26 protein-coding genes are annotated in these 26,006 nt (G+C 55.4%); 15 read left to right on the top strand and 11 right to left on the bottom strand.

All coding sequences use genetic code 11. From position 1 onward, the window contains the following. Positions 1 to 183 precede the first annotated feature (183 nt). Positions 184 to 2,364, top strand: a complete 2,181-nt coding sequence (locus tag HH216_RS23335) for a glycoside hydrolase family 95 protein (RefSeq protein WP_254448579.1) — start codon at positions 184 to 186, stop codon at positions 2,362 to 2,364. Next, positions 2,304 to 2,747 carry a glycoside hydrolase family 95-like protein gene (locus HH216_RS26325; protein WP_408641804.1) on the top strand — a complete coding sequence of 148 codons (444 nt, stop codon included), beginning with the start codon at positions 2,304 to 2,306 and terminating at the stop codon, positions 2,745 to 2,747. The genes HH216_RS23335 and HH216_RS26325 overlap by 61 nt, the downstream gene beginning before the upstream one ends. 101 nt (positions 2,748 to 2,848) lie before the next feature. Here the strand turns inward: HH216_RS26325 and HH216_RS23330 are convergent, their stop codons facing one another. The 6 genes from HH216_RS23330 to xerD form a co-directional block, all read right to left on the bottom strand. Further along, a complete protein-coding gene (locus HH216_RS23330; protein WP_169553049.1) occupies positions 2,849 to 5,254 on the bottom strand; it encodes a LysM peptidoglycan-binding domain-containing protein in 2,406 nt (801 codons plus the stop codon). Positions 5,255 to 5,340: 86 nt separating this feature from the next. Then, positions 5,341 to 5,982 (bottom strand): O-methyltransferase, encoded by a 642-nt coding sequence (locus HH216_RS23325; protein WP_169553048.1) that lies wholly within the window; start codon positions 5,980 to 5,982, stop codon positions 5,341 to 5,343. Between the two features lie 106 nt (positions 5,983 to 6,088). Continuing rightward, positions 6,089 to 6,541 (bottom strand): D-aminoacyl-tRNA deacylase, encoded by a 453-nt coding sequence (dtd, locus tag HH216_RS23320; RefSeq protein ID WP_169553047.1) that lies wholly within the window; start codon positions 6,539 to 6,541, stop codon positions 6,089 to 6,091. A gap of 321 nt (positions 6,542 to 6,862) precedes the next feature. Next, the gene (gene mgtE, locus HH216_RS23315) at positions 6,863 to 8,215 is read right to left on the bottom strand and encodes a magnesium transporter (RefSeq protein ID WP_169553046.1); all 1,353 of its coding nucleotides are present in this window, start codon (positions 8,213 to 8,215) and stop codon (positions 6,863 to 6,865) included. Next, positions 8,212 to 9,024 carry a 16S rRNA (adenine(1518)-N(6)/adenine(1519)-N(6))-dimethyltransferase RsmA gene (gene rsmA, locus HH216_RS23310; protein ID WP_169553045.1) on the bottom strand — a complete coding sequence of 271 codons (813 nt, stop codon included), beginning with the start codon at positions 9,022 to 9,024 and terminating at the stop codon, positions 8,212 to 8,214. The genes mgtE and rsmA overlap by 4 nt, the downstream gene beginning before the upstream one ends. A 330-nt stretch (positions 9,025 to 9,354) precedes the next feature. Continuing rightward, positions 9,355 to 10,260, bottom strand: a complete 906-nt coding sequence (gene xerD / locus HH216_RS23305; RefSeq protein WP_169553044.1) for a site-specific tyrosine recombinase XerD — start codon at positions 10,258 to 10,260, stop codon at positions 9,355 to 9,357. A gap of 124 nt (positions 10,261 to 10,384) precedes the next feature. Between xerD and aroQ the strand changes: the two genes are divergently transcribed. The 8 genes from aroQ (at position 10,385) to HH216_RS23265 (ending at position 16,673) form a co-directional block, all read left to right on the top strand. Continuing rightward, a complete protein-coding gene (gene aroQ, locus HH216_RS23300) occupies positions 10,385 to 10,807 on the top strand; it encodes a type II 3-dehydroquinate dehydratase (protein ID WP_169553043.1) in 423 nt (140 codons plus the stop codon). A 99-nt stretch (positions 10,808 to 10,906) separates the two neighbouring features. After that, on the top strand, positions 10,907 to 11,938 hold the full coding sequence (locus tag HH216_RS23295) for an aminotransferase class V-fold PLP-dependent enzyme (RefSeq protein WP_169553042.1): 1,032 nt from the start codon (positions 10,907 to 10,909) through the stop codon (positions 11,936 to 11,938). A gap of 37 nt (positions 11,939 to 11,975) precedes the next feature. Then, on the top strand, positions 11,976 to 12,551 hold the full coding sequence (locus HH216_RS23290; protein ID WP_169553041.1) for a MarC family protein: 576 nt from the start codon (positions 11,976 to 11,978) through the stop codon (positions 12,549 to 12,551). A 275-nt stretch (positions 12,552 to 12,826) separates the two neighbouring features. Then, positions 12,827 to 13,219 (top strand): GxxExxY protein, encoded by a 393-nt coding sequence (locus HH216_RS23285; RefSeq protein WP_169553040.1) that lies wholly within the window; start codon positions 12,827 to 12,829, stop codon positions 13,217 to 13,219. Positions 13,220 to 13,406: 187 nt separating this feature from the next. Beyond that, positions 13,407 to 13,880 (top strand): pyrophosphohydrolase domain-containing protein, encoded by a 474-nt coding sequence (locus HH216_RS23280; RefSeq protein WP_169553039.1) that lies wholly within the window; start codon positions 13,407 to 13,409, stop codon positions 13,878 to 13,880. 6 nt (positions 13,881 to 13,886) lie between these two features. After that, the gene (pepT, locus tag HH216_RS23275; protein ID WP_169553038.1) at positions 13,887 to 15,134 is read left to right on the top strand and encodes a peptidase T; all 1,248 of its coding nucleotides are present in this window, start codon (positions 13,887 to 13,889) and stop codon (positions 15,132 to 15,134) included. Between the two features lie 51 nt (positions 15,135 to 15,185). Further along, the gene (locus HH216_RS23270) at positions 15,186 to 15,512 is read left to right on the top strand and encodes a BrnT family toxin (RefSeq protein WP_169553037.1); all 327 of its coding nucleotides are present in this window, start codon (positions 15,186 to 15,188) and stop codon (positions 15,510 to 15,512) included. Positions 15,513 to 15,707: 195 nt separating this feature from the next. Next, on the top strand, positions 15,708 to 16,673 hold the full coding sequence (locus tag HH216_RS23265) for an MBL fold metallo-hydrolase (protein ID WP_169553036.1): 966 nt from the start codon (positions 15,708 to 15,710) through the stop codon (positions 16,671 to 16,673). On the opposite strand, the gene HH216_RS23260 is transcribed toward HH216_RS23265, so the two are convergent. Together HH216_RS23260 and HH216_RS23255 are read right to left on the bottom strand one after the other, a co-directional pair. Then, positions 16,670 to 17,674 carry a patatin-like phospholipase family protein gene (locus tag HH216_RS23260; protein ID WP_169553035.1) on the bottom strand — a complete coding sequence of 335 codons (1,005 nt, stop codon included), beginning with the start codon at positions 17,672 to 17,674 and terminating at the stop codon, positions 16,670 to 16,672. The genes HH216_RS23265 and HH216_RS23260 overlap by 4 nt on opposite strands. 236 nt (positions 17,675 to 17,910) lie before the next feature. Beyond that, positions 17,911 to 18,156: a hypothetical protein gene (locus tag HH216_RS23255; protein ID WP_169553034.1), complete on the bottom strand. Its 246-nt coding sequence runs from the start codon at positions 18,154 to 18,156 to the stop codon at positions 17,911 to 17,913. Between the two features lie 176 nt (positions 18,157 to 18,332). Between HH216_RS23255 and HH216_RS23250 the strand changes: the two genes are divergently transcribed. The 4 genes from HH216_RS23250 (at position 18,333) to HH216_RS23235 (ending at position 21,571) form a co-directional block, all read left to right on the top strand. Next, a complete protein-coding gene (locus tag HH216_RS23250; protein ID WP_169553033.1) occupies positions 18,333 to 18,971 on the top strand; it encodes a ribonuclease H1 domain-containing protein in 639 nt (212 codons plus the stop codon). Next, positions 18,971 to 19,681: a tRNA1(Val) (adenine(37)-N6)-methyltransferase gene (locus tag HH216_RS23245; protein WP_169553032.1), complete on the top strand. Its 711-nt coding sequence runs from the start codon at positions 18,971 to 18,973 to the stop codon at positions 19,679 to 19,681. The genes HH216_RS23250 and HH216_RS23245 overlap by 1 nt, the downstream gene beginning before the upstream one ends. An 81-nt stretch (positions 19,682 to 19,762) precedes the next feature. Further along, a complete protein-coding gene (locus HH216_RS23240; RefSeq protein WP_169553031.1) occupies positions 19,763 to 20,755 on the top strand; it encodes a glycosyltransferase family 2 protein in 993 nt (330 codons plus the stop codon). Between the two features lie 204 nt (positions 20,756 to 20,959). Then, on the top strand, positions 20,960 to 21,571 hold the full coding sequence (locus HH216_RS23235) for an inorganic pyrophosphatase (RefSeq protein ID WP_169553030.1): 612 nt from the start codon (positions 20,960 to 20,962) through the stop codon (positions 21,569 to 21,571). Positions 21,572 to 21,631: 60 nt separating this feature from the next. On the opposite strand, the gene HH216_RS23230 is transcribed toward HH216_RS23235, so the two are convergent. Both HH216_RS23230 and HH216_RS23225 read right to left on the bottom strand, forming a co-directional pair. Beyond that, complete coding sequence (locus HH216_RS23230) at positions 21,632 to 22,633, bottom strand: nitrilase-related carbon-nitrogen hydrolase (RefSeq protein ID WP_169553029.1); 1,002 nt, start codon at positions 22,631 to 22,633, stop codon at positions 21,632 to 21,634. Positions 22,634 to 22,856: 223 nt separating this feature from the next. Next, positions 22,857 to 23,984 carry an alpha/beta hydrolase gene (locus HH216_RS23225; RefSeq protein ID WP_169553028.1) on the bottom strand — a complete coding sequence of 376 codons (1,128 nt, stop codon included), beginning with the start codon at positions 23,982 to 23,984 and terminating at the stop codon, positions 22,857 to 22,859. 268 nt (positions 23,985 to 24,252) lie between these two features. On the opposite strand from HH216_RS23225, the gene bshB1 reads away from it, so the two are divergent. Next, positions 24,253 to 24,972 carry a bacillithiol biosynthesis deacetylase BshB1 gene (bshB1, locus tag HH216_RS23220; protein ID WP_169553027.1) on the top strand — a complete coding sequence of 240 codons (720 nt, stop codon included), beginning with the start codon at positions 24,253 to 24,255 and terminating at the stop codon, positions 24,970 to 24,972. Positions 24,973 to 25,010: 38 nt separating this feature from the next. On the opposite strand, the gene HH216_RS23215 is transcribed toward bshB1, so the two are convergent. Beyond that, the gene (locus HH216_RS23215; RefSeq protein WP_169553026.1) at positions 25,011 to 26,003 is read right to left on the bottom strand and encodes a hypothetical protein; all 993 of its coding nucleotides are present in this window, start codon (positions 26,001 to 26,003) and stop codon (positions 25,011 to 25,013) included. Positions 26,004 to 26,006: the final 3 nt, after the last annotated feature.

The raw sequence follows: 26,006 nt of genomic DNA, 5'->3' as shown, positions 1-26,006 counted from the left end.
ATTAACTAAACCGGGTTTAATCGGTAGAGTACGCGTCGACGTTCAAATACGTGTGGTACTGTCTGCCGCTAACCGACTGGTTAGAAAATGGCTGGTTACGGGCTTTATTTGGGACGGGGGCATATCTGTGTCATCACGACTAACGCAGGCCGATTTGGTCTGTGCCCATAAAGTCCCGCTACAATGCACATAATCCAAACTGGAATTCTTACGGCTGCGCTCCTTGCGAGCGTGGTAGTCAGCAAGGCGCAGACACGACCATCGACCACACCGCCTGCCAATGCACTCTGGTACAGGCAACCCGCCCGCAACTGGAACGAAGCACTGCCTATCGGCAACGGGCGGCTGGGGGCCATGATCTTTGGCCGGGCATCGACCGAGCTGATTCAGCTGAACGAGGCTACCCTGTGGTCGGGTGGGCCGGTGAGTAACGATCCGACGCCGGGGGCTGCCAACGCACTCGCCGACGTACGGGCGGCTCTGTTCCGGCAGGATTACACGGAAGCGGCCAAACAGGTACGGCGCATTCAGGGGGTGTACACCGAAGCCTACCAGCCGCTGGGGGACCTGCTGCTCCGACAAAAGCTCGCTGGCGACTCGTCGGCGTATTACCGGGATCTGAACGTCGGCACGGCCACGGCCACCACCCGCTTCACATCGGGGGGCGTTACGTATACCCGCGAACTGTTTGTCTCGGCACCCGATCAGGTGATCGTCGTGCGGCTCCGGGCCGACCGGAAGGGGGCGCTTGATCTGACGGCGGCTCTTCGTAGTGTGCATCCGGTTCGGAAAACGGTAACCGGGCCGATGGAACTGGCCATGCGGGGGAAATCGCCCGCCAAAGCGGTTCCCAACTATGTTGACTACGATAAAAAGCCGGTTCGCTACGACGACTCGACGGGCTGCAATGGTACTCGCTTCGATCTGCGGCTCCGCATCCGGAGCACCGACGGGCAGGTGACGGCTGATACCGCCGGGCTGCATATTCGGAATGCCTCGGAAGCCGTGCTGTATCTGGTGGCGGCAACGAGTTTCAACGGCTTCGACAAGTGCCCGGATCGGGACGGACGCGATGAGCAGGCCCTTGTCGACGCGTATCTGAAACAGGTACTGCCCAAGCCGATCGAGGCCGTACGGCAGGCGCATATCCGCGATTACCAGTCATACGCCAACCGCGTCAGTCTGACGCTGAACGGCTCTGCCACGAGCACCGTCGCCCAATTGCCCACCGACGAGCGGCTCAAACGCTATGCGCAGGGGGATAGCGATCCGATGCTGGAAAGCCTGTATTTTCAGTACGACCGGTACCTGCTCATCAGTAGTTCGCGATCGACGGCGGCCAACCTGCAAGGCATCTGGAATCCGATGGTGCGCCCACCCTGGAGCAGTAACTACACCATCAACATCAACACCGAAATGAACTACTGGCCCGCCGAGGTTACGAACCTGTCGGAGCTGCACCGACCGCTGATCGACCTGATCGGGTCGGTAGCCGCGACAGGCCGGAACACCGCCCGGACGTTCTACGGGGCCGGGGGCTGGGTCGCGCACCACAACACCGATATTTGGGGCACGTCGAACCCGGTGGGTGACCGGGGCAAGGGCGATCCCAACTGGGCCAACTGGGCGATGGGAGGTAACTGGCTGTGCCAGCACCTGTGGGAGCACTACCAGTTTACGGGCGATAAAACGTACCTCCGCACGGTGGCCTACCCGCTAATGAAAGAGGCCGCCCAGTTCTGCGTTGATTTTCTGGTAGAAAGTCCCGAAGGGCGGCTGGTGACGGCCCCATCTACGTCGCCGGAGAACATTTTTATCACGGAGAACGGACAAAAAGAAGCCGTGTCTGTGGCGACAACTATGGATATGGGGATTATCTGGGATCTGTTCAGCAACGTAGAACAGGCGGCTCTGCAACTGAATACAGACGCGGATTTTCGGCAGATGCTGGCCCAGAAAAAGCAAAAACTCTTTCCGCTTCAGATCGGTAAAGCGGGCGATTTGCAGGAGTGGTACCACGACTGGCCCGCGGAAGACCCACAGCATCGGCACGTATCGCATCTGTTTGTGCTGCACCCCGGCCGCGAAATCTCTCCCCTGACGACACCAAATTACGCTGATGCTGCCCGCAAAACGTTGGAAATCAGGGGCGATGGCGGAACGGGCTGGAGCAAAGCATGGAAGATCAACTTCTGGGCGCGGCTACACGACGGAAATCACGCCTATAAACTGCTGCGCGAACTGCTGCGACTAACCGGTGTAGAAGGAACGGAGTACGCCAAAGGGGCGGCACCTATACCAACCTGCTGTGCGCGCACCCGCCGTTTCAGATCGATGGTAATTTTGGAGGACTGTCCGGGATGAGCGAGATGCTGCTGCAAAGTCAGGACGGGTTGTTGAACCTGCTACCGGCTCGCCCTGATGCGTGGGCGTCGGGGCAGGTACGCGGGCTGAAAGCGCGGGGCGGCTACACTCTCGATATGGACTGGCAAGCCGGTAAGCTGACGCGGTTGGTCGTGCAATCGGCGCAGGGGGGCGTTTGTCGGCTGCGGCTACCGGGGCAATTGCGTTTAGCCGGTAAAAATCCGTTGGTCCCGGCGAAGGGTACGAATCCGAACCCGTTCTATCAGCTGCCGGACAACGCCTACCGTACCCGCCAGCCCAATGAGCAGACGGCAGGTTTCTCGGTCTACGACCTGCCGACAGAACCGGGAAAAACCTACGTATTGCTGGGGCAGTCGGAGTAGCGGTTGTCTGAGACAGCATCCCTGCTGTCGAGCCGAAGGCTATCTGGCGGAAAGGTGGTTAGCCTTCGGCTCGACAGCAGGGATACTGTCTCAGACAACCGCTATTCCGACTTCTCGATTTTCAGCTTCTGACCCTCTTTTACGTTGGTATCGGTCAGGCTGTTCCACTCCTGAATCTGCTGAACCGTTACGCCGTAATCCCGCGAAATCCGGTACATCGTCTCGCCTTTGCCAACCGTATGGTACACCGTTTTAGCCGAACTGGCAGCCGCCCCACTGGCAGGAGCAGCACTACCAACTGTCGGTTTTGGTGTCTGAGCTTTCGGCGTCGTTGTACCTGCACCCGTAGCTTTCAGCGAAAGTTTTTTCCCCGCCGGAAGCGGATCATTAGCCGTCAGCCCGTTGATCGTCAACAGTTCATCGACCGTCAGGCCGTGCATTCGGGCAATGCTGTAGTACGTTTCCTTTGGTTCAACGATATGCGTCGTTGCTGAGCGGTCGACCGGGGTTGCCGGGCGGCTGATAGGGGCTGGTTCGGCTGGAGCTGGCTTCGGTTCCGGCGTCGATTTCACAACGACCGGTTCCGCGGGACGGGACTCTGGCTTGGGCGTCGCTGGCCGGGAAACCGTGCGCGGCTCGGCGGGTTGCAGATCATCGTCACTGACCGATTTGGGCTTGGTTGCCCGGACGGGTGCGCTCATCTCCACCGAGGCAGTGGGTTTGCTGGCCGGTTTCTCAACCGCAGCCGGTGCGGCACTGACGGGTTGTGTCCGCTCCGGCGTAGTGGCCACCGGAACGGCGCGGGTTTCCGGCTGGCCCGCGTCGCCGGTTGGGGTGCGAACAATCACGAGCCGCTGACTGCCATCGGCACCGGCTGGCTGACTGACCGTTGTGCCTGCGGGGGTAGTCCGGGGTGTCTTCTTTTTGCTCATCCCGCTGCCGGTACTGCCCGTCGACCAGCCGTCGCCACCCAGCGATTGCACTTCGATTGCCGGTTGGGGAGCCGCCGGTTGCGAGGTGCCGTCGTTCGGTGTTACACCCCCACCGACCAGCTTGGGCTGGTACTTTTTGCGTTCCGCCATCGTGCGCGGCACACTGTTGCCCCCGGCTACCGTACGGGTCGGTTGCAAACTGCCATCGGCAATGTCGGTGCGGGCTGGTGGCGTCGGGGTCTGGTCGTAGACGGCGGGCGTTGGCGCGTTGATAATTTCAACGGGTTTGCTGGCCGGCCGACGCTCACGCAGCCACATCACCCGGCCCGTTGCCAGTTTCAGCGTCCGGTCAACGCGGTTGTAGCGCAACAGCCGTTTCAGGCGCAGGCCGTACCGCTGCGAGATGCTGCGGGCCGTTTCGCCAGCCCGTACCGTGTGGAAGGGGACCAGTGCTTTTTTGCGTTTTTTGGCCAGATAGTACACGTCGCCCACGATAATCGGGTCTGACTCATCCAGGTCGTTGTAGCGCAAAAAACTCGACATACTGATTTTCGATTTCCGGGCCAGCGTAGCCGCATTGTCGCCTGCCTGCGCCTGAATACCGGGCAAGCCGTTGATCTCGTACAGAAACGGGTCGTCTTTCAAACCCGTCGTTACCCGGCGCAGTACCGGAAAACCGACGTCGATCTGCCCGGCGTCGGCGGCTTTGCGGGGCGTTACGCTGACAATTTTCTGCCGTACATCGTTGATCTGATCAGTCGGGACCGGCACAACCATTACGTAGTCCTTATCCGCCGGAACCGCTTCATCGGTCAGCCAGCGGTTGTACTTACGCAGTTCAAACTCGTCGACGCTCAGTTCGTCGGCAACTTCTTTGAACGTCTTGTTCGCACTGCCGGGGTATTCGAGCAGGGCGATCCGGTTGCTGGTCTGGTGCGATTTGAGCGCGTTTTCGATCGCCAGCTTGTGGGCGAAAAAGCGCAGAATATAACGGTCTGTCCGGCCGTCGAGGGCAATTTCGCGGGCGTAGGCCCAGTCGGGGGGGATAAGCTTGGCAATGCCGCCCGCCCCCAGATAATACGAATAAAGCGACGCAATCCAGTTGTTGAACTGGGCGTTGCTCCGCTTCATGTACTGCGCAGCCCCGTGCGTCGACGCCGTGATACTCTTCCGCTCATCGACCCCTTCGTCGACGCGCATGCCGAGGCCGGTAGCGGTTTCCCGTTTGAACTGCCAGTATCCGACAGCCGCCGACGACGAAACAGCATCGGGCGTCAGCGAACTTTCCTGCACGGCGAGGTACTTAAAATCGGTCGGTACGTCTTCCTGAATCAGAATGGCTTCGATGATGGGAAAATACAGAGCGACTCGGTCGAGTTTGGCGGTCCAGTACTGCCGGTTAGCCAATAGTGAGTTGACGTCCTGCTGCACAATGCGCCGGGCATTATCGTCGAGCCGAACAGAAATGTCGGCAAACGTCAACCGGTCGGGTACATTTGGCGCCGGGGTTTGCGCCATCGTAAATGCGGCCGTCAGCCAGAGTATAAAAAACAGAAAGGGAGTCCGTTTAAGCATAGTTGGTTGTTGGGTTTTCGATAGATGATGTTCGATTTTCGGATCTGGATCGGGTGGTTTACCGGCAATTGCCACGCGAAGACCGGTCACCGTTTCCTGATGAGCATAATACCGTCGCGGATGGGGAGCAGTATGTTTTCAACGCGCGGGTCGTTCTGCACTAACTGGTTGAATGCCAATACGGTCTTCGTGTCTGTATCGTTGGTTTTGACTGGCGCAACAACTTTGCCGCTCCACAGCACATTATCCGCCAGGATGAACCCGCCCGGCCGTAGCTTGTCGAAAATCAATTCGTAGTACAGCTGATTATTCCGCTTGTCGGCGTCGATAAACACCAGATCAAAGGTTTCATCGAGTGCTGGAATAATGTCGGCCGCCGAACCGATGCGCAAATCAATTTTTGCCCCCAGGGGCGACTGTTGCCAGTAGGAGCGGGCAAAGTCTTCGAGTTCTTCGTTTTGTTCGAGCGTAATCAGCAGGCCATCGTCGGTCAGCCCTTCCGCCAGGCAAAGGGCCGAGTAGCCGGTGTAGGTGCCGATTTCGAGAATGCGCCGTGGGCGGATCATGTGGGCGATCATGCTCAGCAGCCGCCCCTGCAAATGCCCCGACAGCATACGGGGGGCCATGACCTGCGCCCGCGTGTTGCGGTTGAGTTGCTGAAGCAACGTCGATTCAGGCGAGGTATGCGTTTCGGCGTAGGCCGTCAGATCAGCGGGTAAAAAATCCATGCAGCGTACAGGAAGGATCACGCCAATGGGTGAGCCGCAGGGGTTTATGTATACCAGTTTTAGTAAAAGTAACGGTTCGGAAAAGATAAGTCATACAACCGCTCGGTCAAATCCGATTTTTTGTGTCGATTACAATCGTAACCGGGCCGTCGTTGAGCAGCTCGACTTTCATGTCCGCGCCGAACTCGCCCGTCTGAATTGGGCGCCCCAGATCCGCCGACAACTGCCGGATCATGGCTTCGTACAGCGGAATGGCGACTTCCGGGCGGGCGGCTTCGACAAAACTGGGTCGGTTGCCCTTTTTCGTGCTGGCGTGTAGGGTAAACTGGCTGATAAGCAGGATACTGCCGCCGATACTGGCCAGGTCGAGGTTCATCTTGTCATCGGCGTCGCCGAACACGCGCATCCCGACGATCTTCCGGCTCAGCCACTCCACATCGTCGGGTGTATCGGCATGGGTAACGCCCAGTAGCACCAGAAACCCCGCGCCGATCTGCCCTTTCACCTGCTTATCAATTGTAACGGACGCCCGACTGACGCGCTGAATGACGGCTATCATTGTTTTGAACTGTGATTTTTCTGATTTTTTGATTGCGCTGATTGCCTGAACTATGATTTTTCTGATTTACTGATTCCGCTGATTGCCGATTGTCTGAACTGTGATTTTTTTGATTTTTTGATTTCCCTGATTTTTTGATTTTCCTGATTTTTTGGAATCACAGTCTATCTGTGTAATCACCATTAATCACAGTTCAGATAATCTTGAACTGTGATTAATGGTGATTTACTGATTTCGCTGATTAAAAAGAAAATCATAGTCCATCAAAGCAATCACAAAAATCATAGTTCAGAAAAAATCACAGTTCAGGACAATCAGCGGTCACAGTTCAGACAGTAACCATTGCGCGATTAGGAAATAGACGCCGATGCCGATCAGGTCGTTGGCGGTGGTGATGAACGGGCCGGACGCTACGGCGGGGTTGATGCCGGTCTTGCTGAGCAGCAGGGGCGTTACTGTACCCATGAACGAGGCCAGTAACACTACCGATAGCAGCGACGTTGCGACGACGAAGAACAGCCGGGGCTCACCGATGAGAAACGTGTACGTTCCCGCGATTAGCCCGACGACCAGCCCGTTGATGAGTGCCACGGCCAGCGTGCGCAGCAGACGTCTGCCAAGTGTGGTTGTCAACCCCGACGTATCGGCCAGGCTTTGCAGGATGAGCGACGACGTTTGAATGCCCACGTTGCCGCCCGTCGAGCCGATGATCGGGATGAATGCTGCCAAAGCCGCGATCTTGCCCAATTCCGACTGAAACCCGTTGATGACCGTCGCGGCCATCAGACTGCCTACGGCCCCGGCTACCAGCCAGGGGAGCTGTACTTTTGAGCGGAGCCACACGCTGTCGTCTTCTTCGACTTCGCCCGCCAGACCCGAAATTACCTGCCGGTCTTCCTCGGCCTGTTCGGTAATTACGTCGACCACGTCGTCGATGGTGATTCGGCCCAGCAGTCGCTGCTGCACGTTCACAACCGGAATAGCATCGAGGTCGTATTTCTGCATCAGTTCCGCCACTTCATCGACGGGGCGGTAGGTTTCCACAAACACAATATCGTCGTCGTAGATGTCGGCGATCTTGACATACTTCTGCGAGAGCACGATCTTCTTCAGGGATACCAGTCCGAGCAGCTTTCCCTGATCGTCGACGACGTAGATGGCGTACACGTTCTCGACGTCTTCGGCCTGCTGCCGGATTTCTTCGATACAGGCATTAACCGTCAGGTTGACGTTGATCTTGATCAACTCCTTCTGCATCAGACTACCCGCCACCCCATCGTCGTAGTGGAGGAGATCGATGATGAAGCGGGCCTGTTCGCGGTCTTCGAGCAGACCGATGACTTCCTCCCGCACCTGAATCGGCTGCTCGTTCAGCATGTCGACCGCGTCGTCGGAGTCCATTTCGTTGACCAGCGGGGCCAGCTGCTCCGAGGTAAACGTTTTGAGAAAATCGGTGCGGTCGGCGGTGTCGAGATTGGCCAGAATTTCGGCACCGACGCTTTCGTCGAGCAGGCTCAGCAGGTAATGAGCCTGCTCGGCGTCGAGTTCGTTGAGAATCTCCGAAATGTCGGCGGGGTACAGTTCCTCCATCTCGGCCCGAAGCCGTTCATCGTCGCCCGCTTCGATGTACGCATGTAGCTGGTCGAGGTAGTCCTGCGTCAGTTCAAAGGTCATTGGTCGGCCTGCTGCATCAGGTTAGTCAGTTGAACAAAATCGGCGACGCTCAGCTGCTCAGCCCGCTTGTTCATAAACGGGCTCGCCAAAGCAGCTTCTGTCGGATTAAGTGGTTTGAGCGCGTTGCGCAGCGTTTTTCGGCGTTGGCTAAAACCGTGCTTAACCACCTGCGTAAACTTCCGCTCGTTACAACCCAGCTCGGTTTTGTCGTTTCGCTTGAGCGAAATGACCCCTGAAAATACGTTCGGGGGTGGGTTGAATACGTCAGGTGGTACCGTGAATTCGTACTTTATATCGTACCAGGCTTGTAGCAGTACGCTTAAAATGCCGTAGTCTTTGTTGCCCGGTCCCGACGCCACGCGCTGCGCCACTTCGCGCTGAAACATGCCCACCAACTCGGGTACCCGGTCGCGCATGTCGAGGACTTTGAAAAGAATCTGCGTCGAAATATTGTATGGAAAATTGCCGATCACGGCAAAGGGCGTAGTCGAATCGGGCTGCTTGGTGGGCAGCAGGTCGGGACGGATATTGAGAAAGTCGGAAGGTAAAATCCGGCCGCTAAGGGCCGGGAAATGCTGATTCAGATATTCGACTGATTCGCGGTCGATTTCGATCACATACGTATCAAAGCGATTATCCTGTAGCAAAAACTGAGTCAGTACACCCATGCCCGGCCCAATCTCCAGAATCTCCCGATAGGGTGCCTGCCCCGGCCCGGCATGGCCGGTTAGTAACGAGGCAATATCCTGAGCAATGCTGAGGTCGATCAGGAAGTGCTGACCGAGTTCTTTTTTAGGTTTAACAGACATACGCGGGTACAATTTCGGCCGCAAAGGTAGCCATATTCAGCCGCTAACCCGGTCAGTGATTAATTACATGATAGAATGACCATACTAAAAAGTGAGTACACCAGAAAAACTTTTTTTAAATTTTACCTTATTTTTAAAAACCATCAGTTCATTATGGCACACCATTTGTTTTGTAAACAGACAAATGAGTAACTCATTTTTTACGTTTTATCCAGCAATGAACACGGCTCTGTCCGTATCAACAATATACTGATATTCATGTAGTTTTGGGTTAGTTAGGTTGGGGGATCCCCGCCGTCGGCTTCGACGGCGGGGACTTTGTTTTCAGGCCTATTTTTTCTGCGCCCGTGGGTGAAACTCGCGCAAAGTCTGCCGTAAATAATCGCGGTCGAGGTGCGTATAAATTTCAGTCGTCGTGATTGATTCGTGCCCCAGCATTTGCTGCACCGCCCGCAAATCGGCCCCGCCTTCGATCAGATGTGTTGCGAAGGAATGCCGAAACGTGTGGGGACTGATATTTTTCTGAATCCCAACCAGATCCGCCAGTTTTTTGATCGTGGTAAAAACCGAAATGCGGGAGAGATGCTTGCCCCGCAGATTCAAAAAAATAGTGTCTTCGTCGCCCTTCTGCACGTCAAGCTGGCTCCTGACATGGTTGACGTAGATGCGCGTGTAATGCATGGCGTCCTGCCCGATCGGAACCAGTCTGACCTTGTCGCCCTTGCCCAGCACCCGAACGAAGCCTTCGTCGAAGTAGCAGTTGGTCAGGCGCAGGCCGAGCAATTCGGATACGCGCAATCCTGAGCTGTATAGCACTTCGAGCATGGCGCGGTCGCGGGTACCGCCGGGCGTCGACAGGTCGATCGTGTCGAGGATGGCTTCGATTTCGGGAAAACTGAGCGTGTCGGGTAGCTTCCGTCCGAGTTTGGGAGCTTCCAGCAACTGCGTAGGGTCATGCTGGATCAGGCCTTCGAGCAGCAGGTACTTGAAGAACGATTTCAGCCCCGACAGTATCCGTGCCTGACTGTGGGCCGTCAGACCCAGTTCGCCCAGGTACACCAGAAACCCCATCAGCTCCCGTTCCGAAACATCCATGGGCGTGCGGGCCGGGTCGGTCAGGAGAATGTACTGATACAGCTTTTCGGCGTCGTGCAGGTAAGCCTCAACCGAGTTACCGGCCAGCGACCGTTCCAGCCGGAGGTAGTTCTTAAAGGCGTTTATATAACTTTGCCACACAGGGTAATTCTGGGTTTGTGGTTGGTAGTTTGTTGTTCGTGGTTGGCTGACGCATGAGTAACCAACCGCGCGTCAGCTAACCGCCCGGCGGCCCAGTACAAACCACAAACCTCGACCTACACGTATGAAACAGATTTTGATTATCAACGGGCCGAATTTGAACCTGCTGGGTAAACGGGAGCCGGGCATCTACGGCAGTCAGTCGTTCGAGGCTTATTTCGAGACGTTGCAGGCCAGCTTCCCCGACGTGCAACTTACCTATTTCCAGTCGAACCACGAGGGCGCGCTGCTCGACAAAATTCACGACTTCGGCTTCGACGGCGACGGTATCGTTATCAATGCAGGAGCGTACACGCACACGTCCGTCGCGATTGGCGATGCACTCGCGGCCATCACCGCCCCGACCGTCGAGGTGCATATTTCCAATGTCCACGCCCGCGAATCGTTCCGCCATCACAGCTACCTCTCGGCCAAAAGCAAAGGCGTCATCGTTGGTCTGGGGCTGATGGGATATGAGCTGGCAATTCGGTATTTGATTGATTTATAAACACAGAGGCACGGAGCAATTCACGGAGTGCATGGAGAAAAGAATACTTCTCTTTTTCTCTGTGAAACCCTCTGTAACTCTGTGTTAAAAAAAGCATTTATGATAACCTTCTACCCCGGTCCGTCGAAAGTATACCCGCAGGTGGCTGATTATGCTGCGCAGGCGGTTCGCGACGGAATTGTCAGCATGAACCACCGCAGTCCGGGGTTTATGGCTATTGTTGAGCGGGCGTTTGCCCTGTTGCGCGAGAAACTGGCCCTACCTGCCGACTATCATATTGCGCTGGTATCGTCGGCGACGGAGTGCTGGGAAATCGTGGCCCAGTCGCTGACCGCGTCGACTAGTCTGCACCCGTCCGGTGGCGCGTTTGGCGACAAGTGGCGCGAATACGCCCACAAGATCAAGCCGATGATTGCGCCCAACCTGGCCGACACACTGTGCGTAGTGCAGAACGAAACGTCCAACGGTACGCAGGTCAGCATGGATACGCTGGCTGGGTTCCGGCGCGATTTTTCGGCCCTGATTGCGGTCGATGCGGTATCGTCGATGGCCGGTATCGCCTTCGACTGGATCCTGGCTGATGTCTGGTTTGCGTCCGTGCAGAAGTGTTTTGGCCTGCCTGCGGGGCTGGCTGTACTGATTTATTCGCCCGCTGCGCTGAAACGGGCGCAGGCTATCGGCGAAAACGATCATTACAACAGCCTGCTGTTTCTCCACGAAAATTTCAGCAAGTTCCAAACGCCCTACACGCCCAACGGACTGGGTATTTACTGCCTGATGCGGGTGCTGGAGCAGGTGCCGCCCATCGCCGAAGTCGACGCCCTGACGCGGCAGCACGCGGCTGAATGGTACACCTTCTTCGAGCGCGACATGGCCGATTCGCGGTTTCGCCTGCTCATCCCGCCCACGACGCCCGAACGCCCGGCCACCCGTTCCGACACGGTCATCGCCGTCAGCGGGAGCGAAGCCGATATTTCGGCGGTGAAGAAAGCGGCTCAGCAGGCTGGTATCATGCTCGGTAACGGATACGGCAACTGGAAAAACACGACCTTCCGTATCGCCAACTTCCCCGCCATCACGCAGGCTGAGCGCGATCAGCTCCGCGATTTTCTACGCAGCTACCGCCCGTAACTCGGTCTGTTACCAACTACAACCTGCCTAAACAGCTATGTTCAATTTCCGGGAAATCATTTCGGTAACGCTCATTCTCTTTTCCGTTATCGACATCGTTGGGTCGCTGCCGGTGATTATCGACCTGCGTAAAAAAGTTGGTAAGATCGAGTCGGAACAGGCCACGTTCGCATCGGGCGCGCTGATGGTGTCGTTTCTCTTTGTGGGCGAGCGCATCCTGAAACTGTTCGGCGTCGACGTTGCGTCGTTTGCCGTCGCCGGTGGCCTGATTATTTTCCTGATCGGACTAGAGATGATTCTGGGCCGCACCATTTTCAAATCAGAAGTGGAAGCGGGTGGAGCCACACACATCGTCCCGATCGCGTTCCCACTGATTGCCGGAGCCGGAACCCTCACGACAATCATCTCGCTACGGGCTGAATATCAGACGCTCAATATCATCGTCGGCATCGTTATTAATCTGATGCTGATCTACATCGTCCTGAAATCGTCGGAGTGGCTCGAAGCGCGTATGGGGCCGGGTGGTCTGGCGGTGCTCCGCAAAATATTCGGCATCATCCTGCTGGCTATCTCCATCAAACTCATCAAGACAAATCTGATTCCCGGTTTCTGATCATCCTGACCTGTGATTTGACGCTGATTACACAGATTTCGCTGATTGTCTGAACTGTGATTTTTCTGATTTACTGATTCCGCTGATTGAAAAAGAAGAATCATAGTCCATCTGTGTAATCATTACTAATCACAGTTCAAGATTGTCTGAACTATGATTAATAATGATTTATTGATTTCGCTGATTCGAAAGAGACAGAAAAATCACAGTTCATCAAAGCAATCAAAATAATCACAGTTCAGACAAACCACAGTTCAACTTTACCACCGTAATACATGATAAATGAACGTTACAAATACTCCGAATTGACGGGGCTGATAATTGGCTGTGCGATGGAAGTACACCGGCGGTTGGGCAACGGTTTTCAGGAGGTTATCTACCAGCGGGCGTTGGCGATTGAGTTGACCGAAGCCAGTATCCCGTACCGACGTGAGCTTGAAATGCCAATTTTCTACAAAGACCACAACATCGGCTCCCGGCGCGTCGACTTTTACATTGATGATTGCGTGTCGGTCGAACTGAAAGCGATCATTCAACTGGAAGACGTTCACCTCGCGCAAGCCATCAATTACCTCGAAGCGTATAATCTGGAAGTCGGCCTGCTCATCAATTTTGGTGCCCGCAGCCTTCAACACAAACGCGTCGTCAATCGGAAAAAGGACCGCTGATTTTTCTGAACCGCCGGGCGGCCCCGTGTGATTTTTCTGAACTGTGATTTTTGTGATTGCTTTGATGGTCTATGATTCATTTTTAATCAGGGCAATCTGTACAATCACAAAAATCACAGTTCAAGACAATCATAGTTCAGATAAATCACAGCTCATCATCAAATCATAAAAATCACAGTTCAAGACAATGCAATCCCCCGACTCGCTTAATCAGGTGGCTCAGTTTCACCATACGTTTCATGCTCCCGTTCTCGACAGCCCGCAGATTCCCGACGCCGGGCGGTGTCAGTTGCGGGTAGCCTTGCTGGCCGAAGAACTCGACGAACTGCGCGAAGCGATTGATGCACAGGACATCGTCGCTGTGGCCGATGCGCTTTGCGATTTACAATATGTACTGTCGGGCGCGGTGCTGGAATTTGGGCTGGGCGACCGGTTCAAAGCTCTGTTCGATGAGGTGCAACGGTCGAACATGAGTAAAGCCTGCCAGACCGTCGAGGAGGCCGAAGCGACCGTGGCGCAGTACCGCAGTAAAGGTGTCGACTGCCACTATACTGAGTCGGCGGGTACGTATCTGGTGTTTCGCGACGCCGACCGGAAGACGCTCAAAAGTGTTAACTATTCGCCCGCCGATCTGGAAACGATTCTCAACGAAAACGCCTGACCCAACATGACCGATTACCCATACACCGTTGTCGACCGGTTTCTGCGCTACGTGCAGATCGATACGCAGTCGGACCCGCAATCGAAAACCAATCCCAGCACCGAGAAGCAGAAAGACCTGAGCCGCGTGCTGGTGGAGGAACTACTGGCGATGGGTGTTGCCGATGCTGAACTCGACGAGTGGGGCTACGTTTACGCAACCATCCCCGCCAACACTGACAAGCCCGACGTGCCGACGATCTGCTTCTGCTCGCACGTCGACACCTCGCCCGACGTAACGGGGGCGGGGGTGAAGCCGATCATTCATGCCAGCTACGACGGTTCCGATCTGGTGCTGCCGGACGACCCGGCGCAGGTAATCCGCGCGTCCGATCATCCCGACCTGGCGCAGCAGCTTGGCAACGACATCATCACCGCCAGCGGTACTACGCTGCTCGGTGCGGATAACAAAGCGGGCGTGGCCGAAATCATGGATGCCACCAACTACCTGCTGACCCACCCCGACGTGAAGCACGGCCGCATCCGGCTGCTGTTCACGCCCGACGAAGAAGTGGGGCGCGGCACCGAAAAAGTCGATATGGCGAAGCTCGGCGCGCAGTACGGCTATACCATCGACGGCGAATCGCTGGGTACGCTTGAAGATGAAACCTTCTCTGCCGATGCCGTATCGATTCAGATTCATGGCGTCAGTACGCATCCCGGCTTTGCGAAGGGTAAGCTGGAAAATGCGCTGAAAATCGCGGCCGACCTATTGGCCTTGCTGCCCAAAGATCACCTGTCGCCCGAAACGACCGAGGACCGGCAGGGCTTCATTCACCCGACCCGGATGGAAGGCAATCAGGATAAGGCGACGGTCGAGTTTATCATCCGCGATTTCACCGAAGTGGGCTTGCAGGAGAAAGAAACGTACCTGCAAAACCAGCTCAACGAGGTGCTGAAACAGTACCCCGGCTCGTCGGCCACGCTGACTGTGCACCAGCAGTATAGCAACATGAAGCAGGTGCTCGACGACCATCCGGCTGTGGTCGAGAATGCCCTCGAAGCCCTGAGCCGGGCGGGTCTATCGGCGCGGCAGCGGAGCATCCGGGGCGGTACTGATGGGTCGCGGCTGTCGTTCATGGGTTTGCCCTGCCCCAACATTTTCGCGGGCGAACACGCTTTTCACTCGCGGCAGGAGTGGGTATCAGTGCAGGATATGCAGCATGCCGTCGATGTGATCGTCAACGTGGCGCAGGTCTGGGAAGAGCGGGGTTAGGTCATTCATTTCCGGTTGATTTAAAGACGTACACATTTCTTCACCTTATACATGATTCTTTTTCAGTGGGACGACGGCAACACTAAGCATATACTCAGAGATTATCCTGAACGCGACAATTCGATAAGTGAAGTGGAAAGCGTTTTTGCCGATCCGTTCGTAATGATTAAAGAAGTACGCTCATCGAATGACGGTGAGGCCCGTTTTCAAGCAGTAGGTTTATCGAACCGCTTTCGGGTATGTTCTGTTGTTTTTGTGGTACGAAATAGCCAAATTCGACCAATCAGTTGTTGGCCATCTAAAGCGAAAGTGCGTAATCAATATGCTGAAAACACCGAAAAAAGAAAGCAGGAAGCTAGTGGCCGTAATCAGAAATGAACTGACAAAATCAGAGATGAGCCGCTTAGACGACGAATGGACAGCTAGTCAAGCTCCGCTTCTGACGCTACAGGATGTACTGGCCGCTGGAACAGTAGCCACTAAAGACGACCAGGAAAAGTAAGCGTCGCTGTTTTTCCCGCATCAAACATTCATTTCCGGCTGAGGTTGAGTTAGTAAATAACTCGACTACGTATGGAAAGCATTGTTAAACCCGATCCGTTTCAGGTCAAATCCGGCGATTCGCCCTATCAGGTAACGAGCGATATCGCTGGTATTAAAACCCTGTTTGTCAACCTGTACTTTGTGGGCGAACCCGGCCCCGGTAATCCGTGGGTGCTGGTCGATACGGGGTTTATGGGCTTTACCAGTTCGATTAAAGACAAAGCCGTCGAACTGTTCGGGGAAGGTACCAAACCGCAGGCCATCGTACTGACGCACGGCCATGCCGACCACGTGGGTAATCTGGAATCGCTGCTGAAAGACTGGGACGTGCCGGTCTACGCGCACCGGCTCGAACTGCCGTACTTGCAGGGGAAATCCAGCTACCCACCACCCGACCCGGCTATCGGTGGCGGGGGAATGGCGTATATGTCGTGGGTGTTTCCCATCGGCCCAACTGACTTTGGCGATAGGATAAAATCCGTCGAAGACGGCGATACGATTCCCGAATTACCCGGCTGGCGGGTGGTCTTCACGCCCGGCCACGCACCCGGCCATATCTCGCTGTTCCGCGAATCAGACCGGACGCTGCTGGCGGGCGATGCCTTCGTGACGACCAACCAGAACGAGGTGTCGGCGGTGGTGACGCAGCGCGAAGAGTTTCACGGCCCCCCGGCTTACTTCACCTGCGACTGGGACGCGGCCCGGCAGTCGGTTAAAAAACTGAAAGAGTTGAAACCACTGGCCGTCGGAACGGGGCATGGGATTGCCGTGCGTGGCTCCGATCTGACAATTGGACTAAACAAACTGATCGATAAGTTCGACGAGTTGTCAATCCCGTCGCAGGATGGCCGTTACGTCAAACAGGCTGCCGTTACCGATGAATTCGGTATCGTGTCGATGCCGACGCCGATCTCCTTTCACGTCGCCCGGACGGTCGGTGTAGGGGTAGTGCTGGGTGTATTGCTCTATGCCTTCTGGCCCAAAAACGACGACTAACGCAGGAAATGCATCGCCCCGCGTTCGCCACTCTCGTAAAGCCGTTGAACCTGCTTGCGAGGAACGTGCCGGACGCGGGGCGAAATGCCTTCCGTGCTGATATACAGCGTCCGTTCACGCTCCGACAACCCCGACTGGCGGTTGTTGAACCCGTCAAGTACGAACGTGTACAGTGCGCCTACGTACTGTTTGATGTTATGAATCGGGTAGGGGGCAGGCCCGTCGGCAATGCGTGCATAATCGGCCTGCGCTGGCCTGACCAGCTTGAGTCCCAGTGTTTCCAGATTGGGCTTATTGTCCGTGTCGAACAGGTTGAGTGGGTAGTTGGCCAGTATTCCGCCATCGACCATCACCTGATAGTCCTGCCCCTTTTTGGGTTTCGTGACTACCTGATTCTGGTCGTCGAGGAGCACGGCCCCAAAGTACATCGGTACCGACATGCTGATGCGAATAGCTGTTTTCAGGGGCATGTCGGGCGTCTGTTCGTGCGAGAAAACCACGATTTTCTGTGTAGTTAGATTGGTGCCCGTCACGTACAGATCTTTGACGCTGGCATCGGCAAGGTGCCGCTGATGCAAGTCGGCGAAGGTCAGATCGGGCTGGTTCATCTTACGAACGATGACCGTCTCTACCCAACGCTCGAAACGGTCGCCCCGGTACCAGCCATATCGGCGGTTAAGCCGATGAAAACCACCCAGAAAAAACCATCGGCCATCATTGAACTGCTGGATTTTCAAGTCGCTCAACAGACTTCGTATCTCACCGGTGTTGTACCCTACCGCCAGCAGTAGCGCCGTGATCGCACCCACCGACGTGCCGCCTACCCGTTCAACCGATGCCAGTATGCCCCGCTGCTCCAGCACGTTTAGTGCACCTGCGTAAGCAATGCCGCGCACGCCACCACCTTCGAAAACGAGGTTCCTGTAACGCAGTGAGTCCGGCCGGGCAATTGATACGGTATGTGCGGCAAATAGCAAACAAGTAATCGTGAACAGTCTCATGGTGTAGTAGGTCAGCGCAGACAATGTGTGGCAAGCAGACCAATGATGCGCTTATTTGACAAACACGACAGACGGATCTATTATTTTATCTTTAAATTATAATATTTAGTAAAATGATTATAAATGTATGTCTTCTCTAGTTTTAAAAGGCGTGTAAAAAATTACAGGATTGACAAAACGCTCCGGCTCCCAGATGTCCTGTCAATCCTGTAATCCTGTCCGTAAAAATCTTCCTGTTACTTGTAACTGCCGTTGACCAGCAGTTCGCCGTTGTCAGCTACGGAATAGCTTTCTACGTTCTCATATTCTTTTACTTCGTAGTCGGCCCCCGGCTCGACCGTGTATTTTTGCTTAAACAGCTCTTCGGCCTGTTCACGCGTCTGGTTGACGAAAACGGCGAGGTACTGGTAAGGCTCTTTCTTGTAGACAATCAGCACAACGGGGCTTGGGCTTGATAGGTAGGATGCTGTTTCGTTTTGCATAGCTTCTCTGTAGTTGAGTTGGTCAGAAAACCACCTGTCGCAAGCCTTTGTTCGTCGCGCTTATGCAGGCTGCTACCCTTTCGGCTTACTTTTGCAAAGTCAATTACACCGCACCCACCCGCCGGGTGACCGGGTGCGGTGGTTGACCGTTGTTCCGTTTTACGAATTTGGTAAGCATGGCCGCGAAAAAGCCTAAATTTTATGTAGTCTGGAAAGGCCGGAAGCCGGGCGTGTACGAGAGCTGGGACGAAGCCAAAGCCCAGACCGACGGCTTCGACGGCCCGCTGTTTAAGTCGTTCGATTCAAAGTCGGCTGCCCTCAATGCCTACAAAGACAAACCCCATCAGCACATCGGGCAGGGGCCGAAACCCGCTGGCAAACAAGGCAAACTGCCGGGACTGGTGGGCGACCCGAACGAAGATAGTCTGGTGGTCGATGCCGCCTGGAACACCGCAACCGGCGATATGGAGTACCAGGGCATCTATCTGGCCACCCGGCAGCGGCTGTTTCTGATGGGCCCGTACCGCGACGGGACCAACAACATCGGCGAATTTCTGGCCATCGTTCACGCGCTGGCGCTGCTGCACCAGAAAAACAGTAATATCCCCGTCTACTCCGATTCGCGGACGGCGATTGGCTGGGTGCAGAAGAAAAAGGCGAATACCAAACTTGAAGAAACGGGGCGCAACGCCGAACTCTTCGACCTGATCGAACGGGCCGAAACGTGGTTGAAAACGCACCGCTTTGCCAACCCCGTTTTGAAGTGGGAAACCACCGTATGGGGCGAAAATCCGGCTGATTTCGGGCGTAAATAATGTTTCGATTCAAGCAGTTCACCATTCGGCAGGAGCGGGCGGCCATGAAAGTCTGCACCGACGCCTGCGTGCTGGGCGCGTGGGCCGACGTGGGCGCAGGTGGGCAACTGCTCGACATCGGAACCGGTACGGGGCTGCTGGCGCTCATGGCTGCGCAGCGCAACCAGACGGCTCTGATCGACGCGGTAGAAATTGACGGAGATGCGTTTGGGCAGGCCGTTGATAACGTGGCCGACAGTCCGTTTGCCAGCCGGGTACGGGTCTATCAAACGTCGATTCAGGCATTTGCCCAGAATTCCGCTCAGGCGCAGCAGTACGACCGAATCCTGACCAACCCGCCGTTCTACACCAATCAGCTGCGTTCGCCCGACGCGGTAGTGAACCGGGCGCTGCACACCGGCGATTTACCGTTCGAGGCACTTGTACTGGCCGTTCAGCAATTGCTAAAGCCCGGCGGGCAGTGGTGGGTCCTGTTGCCGTCGTACGAAATGGGGCTGCTCACGGCGCTAGCGCAATCGATCGGTTTACAGCCGTTTCGTCAGCTCGACCTGCGGCACCACGCGCAGAAGCCTGTTTTCCGGCGGGTGACCGGGTTTTCGCAGCGGGAAGGAACCTGCGAAACCCACGAGTTGAACATCTACGAAACCGACGGCCGCACCTATACCGACGCGTTTCGGAATCTACTACGCGACTACTATCTCATTTTTTGAATCTGTTTCCGACCTTTGCGGGCGAATTGATCGGGGTAAAATGGTGTTTTGCCTGTAACATCCCGGTACTTACCACAATCCATGACCGAACCGCTTCAGTTATCCATCCTGATTCCGCTCTACAACGAAGATGAGTCGCTGCCCGAACTGCACGACTGGATCGTGCGGGTCGCGACGGACAACCAGTTGACCTACGAAATCCTGTTTGTCGATGATGGTAGCACGGATAATTCTTGGGCCGTAATCGAGCAGTTGGCTGAGCGGAATCCGCACGTGCGGGGGATTCGGTTTAACCGTAACTACGGTAAAACGGCGGGGCTGCAAACGGGTTTTCTGGCTGTGCGCGGGCAGGTCGTTATTACGATGGATGCCGACTTGCAGGACAGCCCCGACGAAATCCCTGAACTGTACCGAATGATTACGCAGGATGGCTACGATCTGGTGTCGGGCTGGAAGCAGAAACGCTACGACCCGATCACGAAAACCCTGCCGACCAAACTCTTCAACGCCGTTTCGCGCTGGATATCGGGCGTAAACCTGCACGACTTCAACTGCGGGTTGAAAGCCTACCGGCAGCGCGTTGTGAAAGTCATTGCCCCGGCGCTGTACGGCGACATGCACCGTAATCTGCCCATCGTCGCCAACTGGAACGGGTTTACCCGAATCGGTGAAAAAATAGTGCAGCACCGGGCCCGGAAATACGGCTCGACCAAGTTCGGTCTGGAACGCTTCGTCAATGGCTTCCTCGACGTGCTGGTTATTGCGTTTGTACACCGGTTCAGTAAGCGCCCCATGCACTTTTTCGGCACGATGGGTACGCTGTCGTTCTTCGTTGGATCAGTAATTGCAATCTGGCTTATTGCCGAGAAACTGATCAACATTGCGCAAGGCGAACGATACCGCAACGTGACCGACAACCCGTTGTTTTTTCTGGGGCTGGTCGCCATTATACTCGGGGTACAGTTGTTCTTGGCGGGCTTCCTGGGGGAGATGCTGGTGCGTCAGACACTCGACAAGACGGGTGAGTCAACGGTGGCCGAGCGCGTTGGCTTCGCAGAAAAGCGGACCATTTAAACAGAAAACGTATACAGGTCGCTTCCCGCATGTATATTTGACTGTTATAAAGGACGTTCCGCCCGCTTTTGTCGCGCTTACACAGCGTAGTATCGACAAAGCCGGGCGGAATGTCTGTTTTACAAATCGATAGAACCTTTTTTTAGTGCAGTTTTTTCTTTAAATCGTATGCAGACTTACTTCGACGCAACTACTCCAGACGCAATGCCGAAAACTCCTTCAAAAGCCCACCCCTGGCACGGTATCTCACCGGGTGAAGACGCCCCCAATATCATCACGGCCTTCATCGAAATTGTACCGACCGACACCGTAAAATACGAAATCGATAAAGAGTCTGGTTACCTGACCATCGACCGCCCGCAGCAGTATTCAAACATCATTCCGGCCCTGTACGGCTTTGTGCCCCGGACCTACTGCGGTGATGGAATCGCACAGCTGGCGTCGGAGCGGTCGGGTCGGGAGATTGCCGAAGGAGACGGTGACCCGCTCGACATTTGTGTACTGACCGAGCGCGAGATTACGCACGGCGACATCCTGCTGAAAGCTATTCCGATCGGTGGTTTCCGCCTGATCGACAAGGGTGAGGCCGACGATAAAATCATTGCCGTTCTGAAAGGAGATGCCATGTACGGCCATTTCCGCGAACTGGCTGAACTGCCTGAGGGGGTTGTAAAGCGCCTTCGCCACTACTTCCTGACGTACAAAAACCTGCCCGGCGAACCAGCCGTAATGGAACTGGCCAACATCTACGGCCGTGAAGAAGCCTGTGATGTTATTCGGACGTCGATGGAAGACTACAATAACCTGGAAATGTAAGCTCAGGTTGCACCGTATACGCTTAATGAAAAGGGCCGCTCAATCGAGCGGCCCTTTTCATTAAGCGTATAACCGGCGAACTACCTCCTGCTGCGCGCGCAAATTCTGCTGGCGGTCGGGCGTTTGGTTTAGTAGCGCACCGGACGGGTAAATGCTGTGCTGCGAATAGCTGTCGGCGTATAATTCAGTGCGAAGCTGCGCCAGCCAGTTAGTGGCGGCCGGGCGTTGCCGGAAGTCCCGTATCGTTGCCAGATCAATGTCGGCCGTAGTCAGCAAATTCTCGCCAGTACCGGCTTCGGCGAGTACCTGTCCGCGCGGATCGATAATTTTTGTGCCACCCCCGGCCATCGGAAACAGGCTGTCGGTACTGCCCGCCGTATTGGCCGACACCAGATAAGCCATGTTCTCCGCAGCCCGTGCCTGCCGCGCAATCGATCGGTAGGGCGGCAGTGGGTTGTTGGCTTCGGCGGTGGCATGCAGCAGTACTTCCGCCCCGCGCAGCGTCAGGCAGCGGGCCAGTTCCGGGTACAGCAGATCATCACCGGCCAGGCAAGCCAGATTTCCGACGTTCGTTTTGGCTACGGGAAACAGCGAATCGTACCCGTAGGCGTCCAGATAAAGGCTCCAGACATCGTGGGGGGTTGGTATGCCCGTCGCGTTCAGTCGTCGGTAGCGCAGCAGTACATCGCCATTGGGACCAATGATAAAGCTGGTCTGGAAAAACAGCTCGGGAAAGTAGCTGTCCTGCTCGTAGGCGTTTCCGCAGAAATAAACCTGATGATGCTGAACCAGTGCCGACAGGGCTTCGTAGACTGGCCCGTCGATTTCGAGAGCCGCTTTGTCGCGCCACTCCGCGATGCCCTCGGTGCTGGGTGGGCCCGTCAGGAATGCTTCGGGGGTAACAACCAGTAGCGTATCACGCCCCGACTGCCCAATGGCCATCGTTAGCTGCTGATCGAGCCGGGCAACGCTGGCGAGCATCTGGGCTTCGGCTTCCTCGCGGGAAGACAGACGCGTTACGGCAGGTGAATTCACCTGTAAAGCAAGAACTTTGTACGCCATGACAAGTTAAAAAAAAGGTGGGTATCAGTTGGTTGCGAACAACCAGCGACGGCCAAAAGTACAACTCAACGAGAGTAATTCACTGTTTATACACGTACTGCTGATTCAGTTCACCATAGACCCCTCTGGCGATCAAAAGTCACACCAGTGGCCCATAAATGGGCAAAAAAATAGCCCCCCGTCTGTCGAGACGGGGGGCTTGCTGAATCGGTGTGTATCGCGGCTAGCGAAAAGCTGCGTTTAGTTGTCGGGCGGCCAGCGCCTGCGCCTGTGCTGCCTCGGGGACGATGGAGTACATGCCAAAGAATTCGTGGGTGACACCGGTATACAGCTGGTACGTAACCGAAACGCCCGCTGCCTGAAGCTTATCGCGCAGTTGCATACCTTCCGTCTGAAGCGGGTCAATTTCAGCCCCGATAATCGTGACCGGTGGCAAACCGTTCAGATTCGCCACGTCGGTGAGCGAGATAAGGGCATTGTCGCCGTCGGCCGTAGTATTGAAATACTTGTCGACAAACCACATAATCGACGGCTTATTCAACGGCATTGCACTGGCGTAGGTGTTGTACGACGCAGTGTTCAGGTCGTTGTTGGCCACCGGAAATACCGACAGGATATGCACGGGCAAAGCCAGACCCCGGTCGCGGGCCAGGAGCGCCGTCGTGATGGCCATGTTTCCCCCGGCGCTTTCTCCCGCAACGGCCACTTTCGCCGGGTTCCCGCCGAGGCTGGCCGCGTTTTCTTTCACCCATTTGTAAGCCGCATACGAATCTTCGTGCGCCGTCGGAAACTTGTTTTCCGGTGCTAACCGGTAGTCGACCGAAACAACGATGGCACCGGTATTTTTGGCCAGGGCCAGCGTCGAATACTCATACACTTCCGGACTGGCAATGACCCAGCCACCGCCGTGCATATAAACAATGACAGGTGCCGACGACGCCACTCCGCTCGGCGTGTAGACGACAATACGGATAGGCACATTGTTGTACCCCGGAATCATCCGCTCCGTTTTGGTGACGCCCGTTGCCGGCAGCGTTATACTGTTTTTGCTCAACAGTGAATTGACCGCGTCTTTAAACGACGGTTTCGTGCGGGCTTCCTGCGCCGACAGTGTTTGGATAGGGGTGGGGTTGAGCCGGCCCAGCTCCTCGATGATGGCCAGCATTTGTGGGGTGATGGTTGGTCCCCACGACGGTTTTGCGCTGCTCGACTGGATCGACTGGCCGGGCGACGTATTTATTACAGTTGTAGGATTTTCTTCGTCTTTGCAGGAAGATAATGTCAGGGCCAGCGCCAGCGAGAGGCCGATACCACCTCGTATGGCGAAGCGGTTTATCACGGAATTATTCATAACGGTTTGCTTTTAGAAGAAAACCGGGCATTGTCCCAACTGATTTCTATACTTATTTAATGGAGTTTATTCTGTGAGGTTATGGGCGCTCATCAGCCGGTATGATGAGCCTACTGCGCTGACTATTAGTCGATAATTTCGCTTACTAAGAATGATTGGTTCATTTCATGCACATACATCTGAACAAAGCGATGTAACAGGCTCTACTTTACACTGAGTTGTTGTACATACATCGTTTGTATGTTTACATTCTTTTTAACGGAATCGTATGACTGTTGATGTACTGGCCATTGGCGCCCACCCCGATGATATTGAAATGACCTGTTCAGGGACGGTTTTGTCGTTGATTGCGCAGGGAAAAACGGTGGCAGCCGTCGATCTGACGCGGGGCGAACTAGGTACGCGGGGAACTCCCGAAATCCGGGAGCAGGAAGCTGCCGAAGGTGCCCGCATCATGAAACTGTCGGCGCGGGAAAACATGGGCTTCCGGGACGGATTTTTCCGGAACGATGAGGAGCATCAACTGGCACTCATTGCCAAGATCCGCAAGTACAGACCCGCAATCGTACTGGCGAATACGCCCGACGACCGGCATCCGGATCATGGTCGTGCTGCCGAACTGGTTGTGCAGGCCTGCTTCTACGCGGGTCTCCGGCAGATCAAAACGGTTGATGAAGAAGGCAACGAGCAGGAAGCGCACCGGCCCATCTACGTGTATCACTACATTCAGGACCGGTCGCTGAAGCCCGACTTTGTTGTCGATATTACGCCTTACTGGAGCGGAAAAATCGAGTCCATCAGAGCGTATAAGAGCCAGTTTTTCAATCCCGACAGCGACGAACCGGCCAGTTATATTTCCGGTAAATCGTTCATGGATTTTCTGGAATCGCGCACCCGCGAACACGGGCACATGATCGGCGTTGATTTCGGTGAGGGATTTATCAGCCGTCGAATGTTGGGCGTCAGTGATCTGTTCAGCCTGATTTAACCGGCGTCAGCACCGTGCCGATGGCGCGGTGCTGACAGTCACAATTTCAGTACCCGCCGGACCTCGTTTAGCCACAGCGTACGGCCGTAGCAGGTCCAGTGCGTGTCGCCCAACAGGTAGACAGGCTCTGTCGCGCGGGTATACTGCGCGTAGATATCGACGGTCGGAACGCGCAGGCGGGGGTGTTGCTGAACCCGCTCGATGAGGTGATTGTAAGCCGCGCGGTTGGGCTCCAGCACGGTCGCTTTGTTGGGGACGACAGCCAGGTAAACATCCGAGAAACCCTGCCGCTTGTATCGATCGGCGGTGGCGTTGATACTGTCGACAAGGGCGTTGACCTGCTGATCGGACAGGCGGGAGAACGATGATTGCCGTTTTGTGCTGTCGGTATCGGTATTCAGAAAAATCTGTTTTTTATCCAGCGACAGATCCGCTCCCGTGCTGATCCGGTCGAACCAGTCCAACGTAATCCGGGCTTTTACTTCCTTAAACCAGAACGCCCAATCCTGACTGAACAGCAGTGATTCGAGCCGTTCTTCCACGTCTTTTCGGTGCAGATCCTGATACGTACGCTTGTACCAGGGTACAATTGCCGTACGGCCCGTATCCTGCACAACGATTAGTTCGCGAATGGGCTGATTGAAGTGGTCGCGGAGATGGCGCTCGACAGATTCGATCAGCAGTACGTTTCGGTGCGCCGGGTTGAGCTTGGCCTGCTGCGGAAAATCCCACTTGATGCGCTGGTAATGATCGATCGGGAAGTCGCTGCGGCCAATGCGTTCTGCTTCCGAAAAGCTGTCACCGATCAAGTACAGATCAGTTTTGGCCGTGTCGCTGGCCAGATTAGCCGTGGGGCAGGCGACTGTCGGGGTTTTAAATTGCGGCAGGGCCGACACACGGTACAGATCGCCGTAGCGGTAATCGTCAACGACAAGCCCCAGATCGTACAGCCAGTGACCAGCGGTCGACGATAGTCCGCCGATCCAGAACAGCACAGCTACGGCCAGTACGATGTATTTTAGAAAGCGCATTAT

Source organism: Spirosoma rhododendri, assembly GCF_012849055.1.
GTDB classification, from domain to species: domain Bacteria; phylum Bacteroidota; class Bacteroidia; order Cytophagales; family Spirosomataceae; genus Spirosoma; species Spirosoma rhododendri.
The sequence above is the reverse complement of the archived record's forward strand: the minus strand, read 5'-3'. Positions and strand labels throughout refer to the sequence as shown.

Excerpts from the sequence above, each read along its gene's own strand:
- HH216_RS23335 (WP_254448579.1), top strand. The coding sequence starts at position 184 with ATGCACATAATCCAAACTGGAATTCTTACGGCTGCGCTCCTTGCGAGC.
- HH216_RS23330 (WP_169553049.1), bottom strand. The coding sequence starts at position 5,254 with ATGCTTAAACGGACTCCCTTTCTGTTTTTTATACTCTGGCTGACGGCC.
- HH216_RS23325 (WP_169553048.1), bottom strand. The coding sequence starts at position 5,982 with ATGGATTTTTTACCCGCTGATCTGACGGCCTACGCCGAAACGCATACC.
- dtd (WP_169553047.1), bottom strand. The coding sequence starts at position 6,541 with ATGATAGCCGTCATTCAGCGCGTCAGTCGGGCGTCCGTTACAATTGAT.
- mgtE (WP_169553046.1), bottom strand. The coding sequence starts at position 8,215 with ATGACCTTTGAACTGACGCAGGACTACCTCGACCAGCTACATGCGTAC.
- rsmA (WP_169553045.1), bottom strand. The coding sequence starts at position 9,024 with ATGTCTGTTAAACCTAAAAAAGAACTCGGTCAGCACTTCCTGATCGAC.
- aroQ (WP_169553043.1), top strand. The coding sequence starts at position 10,385 with ATGAAACAGATTTTGATTATCAACGGGCCGAATTTGAACCTGCTGGGT.
- HH216_RS23295 (WP_169553042.1), top strand. The coding sequence starts at position 10,907 with ATGATAACCTTCTACCCCGGTCCGTCGAAAGTATACCCGCAGGTGGCT.
- HH216_RS23290 (WP_169553041.1), top strand. The coding sequence starts at position 11,976 with ATGTTCAATTTCCGGGAAATCATTTCGGTAACGCTCATTCTCTTTTCC.
- HH216_RS23285 (WP_169553040.1), top strand. The coding sequence starts at position 12,827 with ATGATAAATGAACGTTACAAATACTCCGAATTGACGGGGCTGATAATT.
- HH216_RS23280 (WP_169553039.1), top strand. The coding sequence starts at position 13,407 with ATGCAATCCCCCGACTCGCTTAATCAGGTGGCTCAGTTTCACCATACG.
- pepT (WP_169553038.1), top strand. The coding sequence starts at position 13,887 with ATGACCGATTACCCATACACCGTTGTCGACCGGTTTCTGCGCTACGTG.
- HH216_RS23270 (WP_169553037.1), top strand. The coding sequence starts at position 15,186 with ATGATTCTTTTTCAGTGGGACGACGGCAACACTAAGCATATACTCAGA.
- HH216_RS23265 (WP_169553036.1), top strand. The coding sequence starts at position 15,708 with ATGGAAAGCATTGTTAAACCCGATCCGTTTCAGGTCAAATCCGGCGAT.
- HH216_RS23260 (WP_169553035.1), bottom strand. The coding sequence starts at position 17,674 with ATGAGACTGTTCACGATTACTTGTTTGCTATTTGCCGCACATACCGTA.
- HH216_RS23255 (WP_169553034.1), bottom strand. The coding sequence starts at position 18,156 with ATGCAAAACGAAACAGCATCCTACCTATCAAGCCCAAGCCCCGTTGTG.
- HH216_RS23250 (WP_169553033.1), top strand. The coding sequence starts at position 18,333 with ATGGCCGCGAAAAAGCCTAAATTTTATGTAGTCTGGAAAGGCCGGAAG.
- HH216_RS23245 (WP_169553032.1), top strand. The coding sequence starts at position 18,971 with ATGTTTCGATTCAAGCAGTTCACCATTCGGCAGGAGCGGGCGGCCATG.
- HH216_RS23240 (WP_169553031.1), top strand. The coding sequence starts at position 19,763 with ATGACCGAACCGCTTCAGTTATCCATCCTGATTCCGCTCTACAACGAA.
- HH216_RS23235 (WP_169553030.1), top strand. The coding sequence starts at position 20,960 with ATGCCGAAAACTCCTTCAAAAGCCCACCCCTGGCACGGTATCTCACCG.
- HH216_RS23230 (WP_169553029.1), bottom strand. The coding sequence starts at position 22,633 with ATGGCGTACAAAGTTCTTGCTTTACAGGTGAATTCACCTGCCGTAACG.
- HH216_RS23225 (WP_169553028.1), bottom strand. The coding sequence starts at position 23,984 with ATGAATAATTCCGTGATAAACCGCTTCGCCATACGAGGTGGTATCGGC.
- bshB1 (WP_169553027.1), top strand. The coding sequence starts at position 24,253 with ATGACTGTTGATGTACTGGCCATTGGCGCCCACCCCGATGATATTGAA.
- HH216_RS23215 (WP_169553026.1), bottom strand. The coding sequence starts at position 26,003 with ATGCGCTTTCTAAAATACATCGTACTGGCCGTAGCTGTGCTGTTCTGG.